Raw genomic sequence first — 13,167 nt, 5'->3', positions numbered from 1 at the left:
AAAACAACATGGATGCAAAAGGCATAAAGCAGCTTATCGACAAACTAAATGGCCATACTGCAACAGCACTTGAGTCAGCGGCAGGGTTTGCAAGCAGTCGTAGTCACTATGAAGTGTTACCTGAACATTTATTAATTAAGTTGATGGAAGAAGGTAGTAACGGCGATTTAGAGCATATTTTTCACTTTTTTAATATTAATCAAGACGCAGTGTGGCATGAGCTGCTCGACTTTTTAAACCGCCAACCTGCGGGTAACCAGAGTAAGCCTGTTTTTTCTCGTCGACTTTATGAGTGGCTTGAGCGAGCTTGGTTAAGTGCAAATGTACAGCACAAAAGTGACTGGATCACCGGCGCTGCGTTGATTGATGCCTTAACTGAATTATTGCCATACAGCCCTGTACTGCAATTGCCTGCGTTACTTGAAAAAATTGACGCCCGTTTTATGGCTGAAAACCTCGATAAGCTTTGCCAAAACTCAAGTGAGCGATTAAATCCACAGGCAAAACAAAGTGCTCAGCATACTGCTGCTGAGCAGCAAAGTGGTCAAGGTGGTGCCCTTGATGAGTATTGTGAAGACCTGACCGAGAAAGCGAAACAAGGCAAAATTGACCCTGTGCTTGGTCGCAATGACGAAATTCGCATGATGGTTGATGTGCTTTGCCGTCGTCGTAAAAACAATCCAATTTTAGTGGGTGAGCCAGGGGTAGGTAAAACGGCAGTAGTCGAAGGATTTGCTCAGCGTATTGTTGATGGTCAGGTTCCTGATGATCTTAAAGGTGTACGATTACTGGTGTTAGATATGGGCCTATTGCAAGCCGGTGCAGGGGTTAAAGGTGAATTTGAACGCCGTTTAAAAACAGTGATCGATGAAGTAAAAAACTCAACCCCCCCTATCATCATGTTTATTGATGAAGCCCACACGTTAATTGGTGCTGGTGGCGATGCTGGTATGAGTGATGCGGCTAACTTGCTAAAGCCTGCGCTTGCCCGAGGTGAGTTACGCACAGTCGCTGCAACCACTTGGAGTGAATACAAAAAATACTTTGAGCGAGATGCTGCACTTGAGCGCCGTTTTCAACTTATTAAAGTAGATGAGCCAACGGAGCAAGCAGCTCAGCTAATGTTAGCGGGTTTGAAAGATAAGTATCAACAACATCACAACATTCAAATAACTGATGATGCTATAGAAGCTGCAGTGGTCTTGTCGTCACGTTATATCACGGGTCGTCAACTACCAGATAAAGCCATTGATGTGCTAGATACCGCTGCGGCAAGAGTTCGAATGTCGTTTGCGACCGATCCTGCAGCCATTGAAGCTGAGCGTGAGCACATTAATTACCTTGAAACACGTATCCAAAGCATTGCAGCAGAAAGCGAGCAAGGCTTGGCGGTTGATATGGACAAATTGCTGCACTTACAACAAGAACTAAATGCAGCGCAGAGCAATTTAGCAACATTGACGAGTGCGCGTGAGTCACAAATTTCGACATTAGGCCAAATCAATGAGTTTAAGCAAGCTAATTCGCAAAATGAATTAGACAGCTCTGTGTTACTTAACTTACGACAAACGCTAAAAGAGCAGAACACCCAAGATAATGGCCTTTACAGTGAAGTCGATGCTGATGCCGTTGCGCAAATTATTTCGCAGTGGACAGGCGTACCTGTTGGCGCGATGGTGAAAGACCAAATAAGCAATTTGATTACCCTTGAAAAAGCCATAAGCCAAGAAGTGATCGGTCAGCAGTCAGGCATTGCGAAAATTGCCCAAACGTTGCGTGTAAGTAAGGCAGGTATAAGCAATGAGTATGGGCCGCTTGGCGTGTTTTTATTAGCTGGCCCTTCTGGGGTAGGTAAAACCGAAACAGCACGATGTTTAGCTAAGCAACTATTTGGTGGTGAAAAGTTTTTAACCACCATTAACATGAGCGAGTATCAAGAAGCGCATACAGTATCCCAGCTTAAGGGTTCGCCACCGGGATACGTTGGCTATGGCGAAGGCGGGGTATTAACAGAGGCTGTAAGGCAGCGTCCGTACTCGGTAATTTTACTCGATGAAGTAGAAAAAGCGCATAAAGACGTACTAAACATGTTCTACCAAGTTTTTGAGCGTGGCAGTATGCGCGATGGCGAAGGTCGCGAAATCGATTTTAAAAATACCGTGATCATCATGACCTCAAACTTAGGATCTGCAGAGCTTATTGATGCTTGCACGCCACCTAATGTCATTGATTTAACTGAACCGACTGACGATGAACATGCCGACATTGAAAATCAAGACCAAATCAATGCAGCATTGAATAATGAACAAGCCCCTTTGAATGAAGACGGCAGCCCATGGCAAGTTCCTTCAATTACAGCTCTAACAGAGCTAATTAAGCCGCAGTTACTGCAATTTTTTGCCCCGGCACTGTTAGCGCGTATGCAAGTTATTCCTTATTTAGCGCTCGATAAAGAGGCACTGCAATCTATTGTTAGTTTGAAACTAGACGGTATTGCCAAGCGTTTAGCGAATAATCACAAAATGCAGCTACGTGTTGATGAAACCGTACTTAATAAACTGACCGAACAGTGCCAGTTATCAGACAGTGGTGCGCGCATGGTAAATGCAGTGATAGAGCAGCAAATATTGCCAGGCATTGCGAAATCAATTTTAGAGTTTATGGCAGAGGATGACATGCCAGATATTCTCACTCTAGCTGTTGATGAGAATGATGAAATTACCGCAACCTTTGCGGACCAAGCATAAAGGATTTGAACAATGGGATTCATGGATAGCCTTAATGAACTAAAAGCCAACACCAGTCATTTTAGTGTCAGCGTGCAAGGGTTACCGGATGGCATGGTTTCGGTGACCGATTTTGAATCAAGCAATGACAGCCTATGTGAAGACTTTGCTTTTTCTATTCAAGTGTTAAGTCAAGAGCACCTCAGTGCCGAGATGCTGTTAGGTAAAGATGCCAAGCTCAATTTAGTGTGGTCAATGAGCGACCGCACGATTTCTGGGATCATCAGTGCTTTTACTGCACATGGGCAAAGCCATCAGGGTTATCACTATACGCTGACCATGAGTTCTTATTTAACCTTGTTGAAGCACCAACACTCTAACCGTGTTTTCACCATGATGGATCCAGCTGCCATAGTAAAAAGCGTATTTACTAAAGCTGGTTTTCCAATGCAAAAGTTTAGTATTCAAGCGTCGGGCCCAACCCTTGAAATGACGGTTCAATACAACGAAACAGACTATGAGTTTGTTACACGTTTGATGCGTAAGTATGGCTTTGTGTATGGTTTTGTAGAGCAAACAGGGGGTGATTGCACCTTCAAAGTATGTAATAGCAGTAAAGACTTTTCGTCCTTATGTGATGATGTAAGCCTGAGCTATGTGCCGCCATCAGGGCAAGTTCGAAATAGCGAAACCATTTTTGCAATAAGCCGTAAAGCACAGCTGCATCCACAAAGTGTGTCGCTTAATGATTACAACTACAAAGCCCAAGGTAACTTAAATGTGTCGACCGCAAATAATACCAGTTACCCAGGGTTTGGTGATGATAGTCATTATGCAGATAATTTTCCTAATGCCAATATAGGTAATTCGCTGGCTAAAGTACGCCAACAAGCCTTTGATTGTCAGCGTGAACAATTAATTATTGATACTGATTGCCGTGCCTTAAGACCCGGTATGTTGTTGACAGTGTATGACCACCCTGATCATAAAGGGCTGTATTTAATTACGCGTGTTGATCACAAAGGCAGTCAATCTGCAGCAGTAGAGTATGGCTCGCAAGTTAAGGGGTTAACCTATAAAAACCAAGCTTATTTATTGCCTGCATCCGTTGAGTTTAGAGCAGAGCTGTCTCCTGCTCGTCGTGTATTTGCAACATTTAATGCCACCATTGAGCAAGAGGTTGACGACGATGGCAATTACTTAGTGCGCTTACCGTTTAACCAAGACGGAGAAGGCCAAGAAAGCCGCCCAACGCGCTTACTACAGCAGTATGGTGGCAGTGGTCATGGTATGCATTTTCCGTTAACGACGGGCACCGAAGTGTTAGTAACCGGTGAAAATGGCGACTTAGATAGGCCGATTATTTTAGGCGCGCTTTATAATCAGAGCAGCCCGAACCCGGTTACCAGCCAAAATCCGACAGAGAATAAGCTTGTCACTCGTGCTGGGCATAGCTTGATCATGGATGACAAAAGCGGTGAAGAAAAAATTAGCCTTGCTAATAAAGAAAATAAAAACCAATTGTTGTTAGATGCAACCGAGAATGCCCATCAAGCAACACTTAAATCAGTGGAAGGTGACGTCAAAATTTCAGCCAAAGAGAACCTTCAGTTTGTTGCTGAGAATGACGCCATTTTTACTGCTGCCAACGATTTTACTAATCGTGTCGAGAACACCCTACAAGTTCAAACACGTGAGGGTGATATTAAGGTAACAGCTGCGGCTGATTTAACATTAAAGTCTGATGCTGATACCCGTATCGAAGCGACCGATGGCAGTAGCGAGCTAAAAGCAGCGCAAGAGCTTAACTTGCAAAGTGAGCAAGATTTTAGTGTCTACTCGGTCGATGGCAACCTTGAATTTCAAGCGCCAAATGGTGATTTGAACCTCTCAAGCGGGGCAAATATTACTATTAAAGGCGAAGGTCGAGGTTCGATCCAGCTCAGCCAAGGTGGTGCAAGTGTAGAGATTGATGCCGCGGGTAATTTAACTATCGATGCCACCAATATCACTCTATCGGCTAGAAACATTGCTATTAAAGGCAATGCAATAAGTAATAACTAATTTCAAGGACTGAAAATGACAGCCACAGTAACTCAGTTATTTGATCAGCAACAAAGCCTCGCAGAGGTCAGTGAAGTGTCACCTCAGGGTAAAGCTTTGAGCGTGGTTATTAATCACATTCGTTACGATGTTGCTTTACAAGCTGCCCATGTATCGTGTTGCAAAATAGGTAGCCAAGTTGTGGTGCTACACAGTGAGCAAGGTGTGATTGTAATGGCACTTTTAGCCGCACCTGAACAATCTCCGGCGGCTCACATTAGCAACGAAGCAGGGCATATTATTATTGCCGCAGAGCAAAGCGTTAGCTTGCAAACCGCCAAGGGCAGCATCGAAGTATTTGCCGATGGCACTATCGTGCTTGAAGGCGAAGATATTACTGCAAATAGCCAACAAGACCTTACTTTGGCAGGTTGGCCGATTAGGCTTAATTAATATGTTTGCAGCGGTTTCTAAGTTAAAACAGCATCAACAGCGTGTTACTACCTTAATGGCGCACCGTGAAAAGCTCCTTGCGTCAGGGGCGTATAGTCTTGCAAGGCAAAAAGTGTTAGAGCATCAAGTGCTTAATCATCTTTATGTGCTGGCATCGCTTAAGCAGCAGTCACCGTGCGGCTACTTCAATGGGAACAGCTTTAATGACCTTGCTGAACTTAGTTGTGATGATTTTTGTGAGATCGCGTTAGCGAGCGACCAGCACGCCATTTTTGCCCTTTGTGCAACACGTTTAATGGCTGCACCAGAACAAGACAACAGTGATTATTTTTTAGCGCTTAAAAAGCAGCAAGCTCTGCCTGTTTATACTTTGTTATCGCAGCAACTTAGGTATTGGACTATCCCAGAACAAAAAGCACTCAGAGCCACAGTGCTAGAGGGCAAAGAGTCATTACCGCAGCAGCTTAAAACTATTTTGTTTTCGCAGCCTTTAAATGATGCCGAGTTACAACAAGCCCTCGCTCATGCTGATTTTACTTTGGTGTATGCCGCTTTAGTCAATTGCTATTGCCAAGGCGATAACAGCCTTAGTGATAAGTTGTTTAAAGTGTTTTCGAGTACTAGCGAGCCTTCACAAAAAGCGCAGTTATTACAATTAGCGGGACTGGTTGACGATAGTCGCTGGCATGAGCCGTGCGCTTTATTTTGTAAAGCGCACCCAGAATTTTGCCAAACCGTATTAAGCCACTTTGTGTATAAATCAGCGCTGGTATTGGTGATAGAGCTTATGGGCGTTGCGCAAACACAGCAAGCAGCTTATCAGGCTTGGCTAACGTTAACAGATAGACCACTTGCAAAGGCTGAAGCCTTAACACTGGTAAGTGCGCAAAATCAGCATCATGTGCAAGTCGGTATAAACTTGCATGATGCAGAGCATGTTAGGCAAGCACTGGCTTTAAGCAAAGGAGAGTGTGTTTTAAAAGGCATGAGTTTTACAAAAGCGCAGCCAGAGCAAGGCTTAGCAGAATTGGCAGGCGAGATTGTACAGCGAGTATTTGCCCCTCAGTTTGAATTAACACTGGCCTGTGGCCTTTATCATACTCAGCAAACAGCAGTTCAGTGGCAAAAGTTAATAGCAGGAGCAAAGCATGCTGCATAACTTTACTCCTTGGCAAGCAAGCGTGTTTGAAGGTTGGCAAGCAGATGGCACTGCATCTCATGTTGTTTTGGTAAAACAGAGCTTTGAGTTTGATGAAAAAGGCAATACCAGCTTAATGGAACCGTGTGTTGAAATCGTCATGGCCGACGAATATAGCGGTGATCCGACTAGCGAGCCGCTGGTGGCAGTGAATGAACAAGTTGCATTTAAGCAAGGTTTCGAAGTGTATGGCAACTTTACTGCGTACCCGCCAAAGGGCAAAACTGCGCGTGTTATTGAGGTTGAGCTAGGTTTGGCAGCAAACGACACGCCAATAATTAAAAAGCGATTACGCCTTACTGGCGAACGTAAATGGCGCCGTTCACTGCTTGGCCCTGTCGCAACAGATCCTAGCCCAATTACGCCAACAGCTATTTGCTATAGCCATGCGTTTGGGGGCAAAGCACATCATGATCAAAGCGATTACAGCCTCGAAAACCCTATAGGTGTTGGCTTTAAACTGAAAAACAAGCACGCAGTAGGGCAGCCTTTACCTGCGATAGAGTATGCCAACGAGGTATTAAGAAAACCAAGCCATCGAGTAAGCGTTGCTGGCTTTTCGGCAATTCCGAGTCATTGGTCACCGCGTATAGAGTTAATGCCAGATATTGACGAACAAGCACTTATGGCTGGTAAGTACCCGTTCAAAACGTCATTGGCTAGCAACTTTTACAACACAGCCCCGGCAGATCAACAAACAAAGCAAGTGTTTACAAAAGGCTGGGCGTTTTCGTTAAGCGGATTATATCCATTGCAAGAATATGGCCAGCAACAAACTGTAGAGCTTCCTGTGCTTAAGCCTCTAGTGCAAGTGGCTAATACCTTAAAGAGGCATGATATCGACATGCACTGCGATACCTTAGTGATTGATTCGGACGCACAGTGCTTTTCGCTGTTATGGCGCGGGCATATCAACAGCGACAACGTGGCAAGTAGCAGCAATATAATTGTTGCTGAGCAAGGAGGTACAGATGCAGTTTGATACTCTTTATCATGTTAATGTCGCGGGGTGCTATACCGAAAGCTTTTATACTTCAGTGGCAAACCAAATGTTGTATTCAAAGCCAAGCAAAGCGCTGATCCGCTGTGATATTAGTTTAGATGCCCCTTATGTATTTGTAGAACTGACTGAGCTTGCTGGGTTTGATAGGCAAACTCGTTGCTTGCTAATTTTGTCTCATATTATTGAAAATATTGAGTTAAAAAAACTTTGTTGTTCATTTAGGGTCAATAAAGTTCAGTTTATATTACCGCACGCCAGTAATGGCGAGCCGCTGATTGATGATGACACATTAAGTGAATTATTGACTGACGCAATGCCTGAGCAAACACCTGCCTTTGAACAGGTAAGCGATTGGCAGCTCGAAGCAACCGACCTCGATACCCTCGTAGTTGCTGTTGATTCGTGTAATGGTTTTGAATACGTGTCTGAGCAAGCCAAACACCACACAGTACAAGTTGTAAATGGCCCTAGCGGCGTAATTAATGGCGAAGGTGGCTATGCATTGTTGGTACACAGACACGGTTGTTTAAAAGCCACGACTTTTGATGAGTCAATGCCTACTCAGCTTAAAAGCGCAAACATACAGGTTAGTGACTCCTTTATTTTTGCTGGCATGCAGTCGTATGAATGGCAAAAACAGTGGTTTAGTTATACCCAAAAGCACTATAAAAATGATGACGAACTAATAGAGTTTGCCGAACTAAATACCGTACTAGGTTATCAAGGTGTGGCAAACCAATCTGCGGCATTTGCATTAGCTGGAAGCTATTTGCATAACCCGCTGATGGCTGACACTGAACACGTTTTTGTGGTGTTCAATCAGCCAAATGAACAGCTATTTAAGATTTCAAGGAGTGAAAGCGAATGTCATATATAAATGCCATGGCTGGCAAAGAATCAGGCAGCGTACAATACGACATAGACGCACTCACTGCTGACGTACGAAGCGGCGGCAGTGTTACATGGCGCCATAATAACCCGACATTACTTGGTCTAACCAATAGTGCACGAAGCAACGGTGCACTTGGCAAAGCTAATGGTATTGCCATTTTTTCGGACCGCTCTGAAGGCGAATCTGCTTTTTTAGATGAAATTGCCAGACCCAAGTACCGAGAGCATACACTTGGTGAAATGGTTAATCGATTTATTCCAGATTACATTATTCCGCCACCACAATGGGATAACGAGAAAAACCAGCCAATTTTGCCGTGGAACGAACCCCAGACTAATATGGACGTTAACAAACCAATCGATAACCCCAGTGCCTTTTTAGATTTAGTGTCGAATCATTTAGGTTGGCAAGCAGGTACAGAGCAGCAATTAGTTAAAGATACAGAATCAGAGGCACCGCAAACCGCTACAGTCTCAGGGCAAAATGTGCTTATTAATGGCCGTACCGCTGTGCATCAAGATAGCGGTGGTAAGCTAACAACAATCGATGTGTGCTTAACCACAATTGGCACCAGCGTTGTGCCTATTCCCTACGGCAATAAAGCCCAATCAAGTGATGTTACCTCTGTCGCCAGTTCAGTCAAAGTGAATGGTCAAGGTGCTGCGAATGTAAAAAGTTACTTTTCTCAAAGCTCGGGTGACTCTCCAGGTGATAAAAAAGGTATCGCTAGCGGAACGAACGACGGTAAAGCCGAATTTATCATGGGGTCATTTAACGTAATGATTGAAGGCAAACCTGCGGCTCGCCAAGGCGACCCGATGATATCAAATAATAAAAATACCCCACCCATGCCACTTATGCAGTCTGGCGGCCCTGCACCAAGGGGGCTTAGAGTGCAAGTTAGGGATAGTTTGCAAGCTGAAAATGCAGGGAAAAAGATCATAGTTAAATTATCTGGAGCAGAAAAGCTAGACGAAGATGGGGTAAATATCCAATGAGTGATTTAAGTGTCGCAGACAAAATCAATATAAAAAATGCCCACAGAGAACTTGTTTTTGAACGCCAATCAGATGGTACGAAAAATGTATCACTGATGGTTAAAGATGAGTCAGTTGATAGAAGTCAAAAAGGTTTTTACAAAATTCCTTTGTATAAAGTGGATGCAAAAGAAGAAAATGACAATACAGCTGATATTGAACTGGTTCATATATTTCCCATCAGATATGCACACCCTGCTGATGAAATAGATAATCATAAAACGAATCTTAGAGATGGTTACTTATACATTTTTGTTGATGGTCATTTATGGCGTGAACTCAAGGTTACAACTGAGCAAAACGTGACACGTTTTAATGATGTTAATCTTGCATGGCAAAAAGGCGTCATGACGTGGAAGCAAAATAAAGGTTACAGAGATGCAACGGGCGAAGAACTCAAAACAGTTATTGTGCCTTATAAACTAAATGGGCAAACCTGTGAGGTTCAAGTAGCTTATTCAGAAGTGCAATGGTCTTGGAAGCAAATAGAGCTTTTTGGCGGCCTCAACCCTGAAGATCCAAGGTTAAATTATGGTGAGCCAGTTAAACCCGGTGATAATAATAGCGATGCGCAAATATTACGAGGTGATAGGCTTTTCACGTTAGATAAACTCGGTGACTTTGAACAAGGCTATAATAGCGCCAAACTACCTAAGCATGTTGTGCTTGATGTTGTTAATCAAGCGGGTGTGTATTGTCCAGTTATTCCTGACCAGATAGGCAAAGTACGCCAAGCCGCAGCGGATATTACATTAACGCGTTCAGTTATTAGTTCACTACCAATAGAGCAAGTCGCAAATGGACAAATGGTGTCGAGTGTAGCTGAACTCACAAAAGAACAAAGGGGGCAGCTTGAATTAGCATCGTTTGTTCAACAAACCTTTTTTGCTTTTCCACAGTCTGTTTCAGATAAGTTAGCAACCTATGGTGAAGACAGTGTTTCTGAACAAGAGCAAGATATTGCTGCTGATTATAAAAAATGGGTAGATAACAAATTTGATAAAACTGCTTTCAGAAAATTTTTAGCTACAGCAAAAGTGTTCGAGTTAGGCGAATATATCAATGAATTAAGAGCCAATGTAAAAGATATTATAGAGGACGAAGATAGCGCCTCTAGTTTTTATCAATGTACCAGAGATTATGCATATCACACGGGCAATCGAAGGCTCGATATGTATCAACTAATGTGCGATGTATTAGCCCCACTTAAAGATTTAACGGCAGACTTGCTTCGTTCAAGTGTAGTGTATGAAAAAGACGCACAAAAGCTTAAACAAATAGACAGTAATGACTTAGGCCAGCATATCATTTTAAAAGTGTTAGGTACTCACCCTGAAGACACTAGTAATCGTGAAAACTTATTGAAATTACACAAGTTACTTTTTCCTGACGAAAAGTGCAGTAACCCAGGCTTAACCGATTACTTAAATTTTAGAGACCCTGACGACCCTAAAAATATCGATTTTGATATGGATGAGTTTTACGCCCTTGAGAGCAACGACGATGGGCTAGATGGCTATATTGAAGGTGATTTAACGCAAGTATTTAGGCGAAGCAGTCAAGCTGTGTGGGGCTTTTTTAATATTATTATGGAAGTCCCCTCTGCTACATATTCAATGTCTCAAGGTAGCGGAACAATTAAAGATGTGTTTACTGCTCGCATGCAAAAACAATCAAGCTTACAGCGAGAAAGCAATAAAATTCAGCAGCAAATAGCAAACTTAAAAGAACAAATAAAAAATAAACAAAATGAAATTGAAAGCTCCGAAAAATCACGCAATGAGCTAATTCAAGAAGCGCGTAATCAAGGGATTGATGGCGATGACATCACAGAGCAATTAAACAGGCAACTGAAACAAAAAAATAAAGAATTAGAACATTATAAAACATTGCTAAAACAAGCCAAAACAAAAAGTAGTGTAACCCGTGCGCATTTATCAACCCTGAAAAGTGTTGGGCTCGACATGCTTAATAGTGAGGCCCGTATTAAGTCAGTTGCGATGTCGTACAACCCGTATCAAAAAATAATGCATTTAGCGCATATGATCTCTGACGACTTGCTTGTTGAGATAGATATTGATGTAAACGACTATTATCAGGGCAACTTGCCCGATTCAGTCGTGCCGCTTAATTTTGACAGCCGTGCAAAGCGAGCTGAACAACGCATTTTAGAGTTTAATAAAATAACCGAAGGCATAGATGAAGCATTAAGTCAGGGCAGTTACCCTGGTAATGGTGGAACGCGACCAGTCGTTAAACTTAAAGTTAACGATAAAGTAACTATACCCGCTCGGTTAGACCTTATTACAAGTTTAGATGGCTCTTTAAATGAACTTGAGGCAATGGTCACGAAGCAATATTACCAAGCAGACAGCGCCAGAGAAAAAGTAATAAAAAAAATGGTGGTGTTAGATAAAAATAAGCTAGCTGCATTACAAAAGGTTAAGAAGAAACTGGCAGATGGCTTAAATGCTATTGAAAAAGAAAAGCTTAAAACTGATTGGGATTTAGCCGGTTATAAAGATCATAATAAGTCTCTCAAAAAATACGCACAAACAGCATTTGGTAAGCAGCAACAGGGTAAAGTGGGTTCAGCCAGTATTGGTGTATTGCCGTTTGTTTCTGGGTTAGAGGCCATTAACTTTTATACCGTAATAACGGGTGATGGCGTGAGTGCCATGGATAAAGCATCGGCTACTTTAGATTTACTTGATGTGATGGTGAATATTGGTAAAGACCTTGTTGAACGCCGTTATGGTATGCCAAGTTCTGAACAATTGAAACTTTTCTCCAAAAACAAAGTGCCTGCAAGTGAGTTTACTAAAAAAATACTCAGAGGAAGAGTCAGTGTAATTACCGCGAAAGTAATATTGTTTTACGCCGCCAATGCTGCGACATTGCTTGCAGGCGCGATTAGTACCTATGTGGCTGTAAGAGATGCTGTTAATGAATATAACAAGGGTAATGTAGGTCTTGCCACGGCTAATTCCATTATGGCTTTAGGCTTTTTAAGTATGACCGCAGCATCGGGCATTGCTATTGTCACTAAAGGTGCATCTGCCTTAATTGCCGTTTTTGGTATAGCAGGCTTAGTGATCATTCTTATTGCAGCAGGGCTGATTTATTATTTTAGTGAATCAGAGGTTGAAGCTTGGTTGCATGCATGCCCGTGGGGTAAGGCAGCTTTTATTAATGATGGCTCAACAAGTGTGCGAGCAGAGCAATGGCGAAATCGCCCTGATTTAGCGCTTCTTGATATATACAACGTACTTTACAAGCCTTATGCAAAAGTGATTGCAAATGAACACGCAAAAACAGTCTCAATGGGCTTAACTGCTCCCTTAGCTGCAGTTAAAGAAGGTGTTGATACAAAAATTAGTTGGCGAATGCTTCCACCTGATAAGGGCATGCTAAATTATTACGCTGCATCATTACTAACTGATTATGACGCTAGACTAGCAAGATACAGCAAGAATAAACACTTTACTGAAATCCCATTAGATTCGGTTATTTTCCTTAAAAGTATGTGGGCGTTGCAGCCTGCTCGAACGGGTTGGCAGGCCGAAATAAATAATCATATTTTGTTGACAGAGCTTGGATTAAAACCTGGCGATCAAATCGAACTTAAGATAGAGGCGACAGTGTACCCAGAAGGTAAAGGTCAACCAACAATTCAGGGCTTTAATAGTATTTACGGTTTACCAATCGAATATTACAAGGTAGGTGAAAAGCCAGGGTTTTTATCTTGGGGTGATGATCGTAAGTTTACCCACCGCATAGGCAAAGAAACTAGCAAAGCCATTATTCATTTATAA

8 protein-coding genes are annotated in these 13,167 nt (G+C 42.7%); all 8 read left to right on the top strand.

Annotated features, from left to right (window positions below):
• Nucleotides 1-8: 8 nt before the first annotated feature.
• From tssH to AOG27_RS16280, 8 genes are read left to right on the top strand one after another with little or no spacing between them, the layout of a single operon-like run.
• Nucleotides 9-2,747 (top strand): type VI secretion system ATPase TssH, encoded by a 2,739-nt coding sequence (tssH, locus tag AOG27_RS16315; RefSeq protein WP_054554063.1) that lies wholly within the window; start codon nt 9-11, stop codon nt 2,745-2,747.
• A 21-nt stretch (nt 2,748-2,768) separates the two neighbouring features.
• On the top strand, nt 2,769-4,790 hold the full coding sequence (locus tag AOG27_RS16310; protein ID WP_188729101.1) for a type VI secretion system tip protein TssI/VgrG: 2,022 nt from the start codon (nt 2,769-2,771) through the stop codon (nt 4,788-4,790).
• Between the two features lie 15 nt (nt 4,791-4,805).
• A complete protein-coding gene (locus tag AOG27_RS16305; RefSeq protein ID WP_054554061.1) occupies nt 4,806-5,222 on the top strand; it encodes a hypothetical protein in 417 nt (138 codons plus the stop codon).
• On the top strand, nt 5,149-6,381 hold the full coding sequence (locus tag AOG27_RS16300) for a hypothetical protein (RefSeq protein WP_235523715.1): 1,233 nt from the start codon (nt 5,149-5,151) through the stop codon (nt 6,379-6,381). Before AOG27_RS16305 ends, AOG27_RS16300 begins: the two co-directional genes overlap by 74 nt.
• Nucleotides 6,371-7,402 (top strand): DUF2169 family type VI secretion system accessory protein, encoded by a 1,032-nt coding sequence (locus AOG27_RS16295; protein ID WP_054554059.1) that lies wholly within the window; start codon nt 6,371-6,373, stop codon nt 7,400-7,402. Before AOG27_RS16300 ends, AOG27_RS16295 begins: the two co-directional genes overlap by 11 nt.
• Nucleotides 7,392-8,300: a hypothetical protein gene (locus AOG27_RS16290; RefSeq protein ID WP_054554058.1), complete on the top strand. Its 909-nt coding sequence runs from the start codon at nt 7,392-7,394 to the stop codon at nt 8,298-8,300. The genes AOG27_RS16295 and AOG27_RS16290 overlap by 11 nt, the downstream gene beginning before the upstream one ends.
• On the top strand, nt 8,288-9,313 hold the full coding sequence (locus tag AOG27_RS16285; RefSeq protein WP_054554057.1) for a DUF4150 domain-containing protein: 1,026 nt from the start codon (nt 8,288-8,290) through the stop codon (nt 9,311-9,313). The genes AOG27_RS16290 and AOG27_RS16285 overlap by 13 nt, the downstream gene beginning before the upstream one ends.
• Nucleotides 9,310-13,167: a toxin VasX gene (locus tag AOG27_RS16280; RefSeq protein WP_054554056.1), complete on the top strand. Its 3,858-nt coding sequence runs from the start codon at nt 9,310-9,312 to the stop codon at nt 13,165-13,167. Before AOG27_RS16285 ends, AOG27_RS16280 begins: the two co-directional genes overlap by 4 nt.

Origin of the sequence: Pseudoalteromonas lipolytica, from assembly GCF_001306915.1 — a bacterium.
In the GTDB taxonomy this organism is placed as follows: domain Bacteria; phylum Pseudomonadota; class Gammaproteobacteria; order Enterobacterales; family Alteromonadaceae; genus Pseudoalteromonas; species Pseudoalteromonas simplex.
The sequence above is the reverse complement of the archived record's forward strand: the minus strand, read 5'-3'. Positions and strand labels throughout refer to the sequence as shown.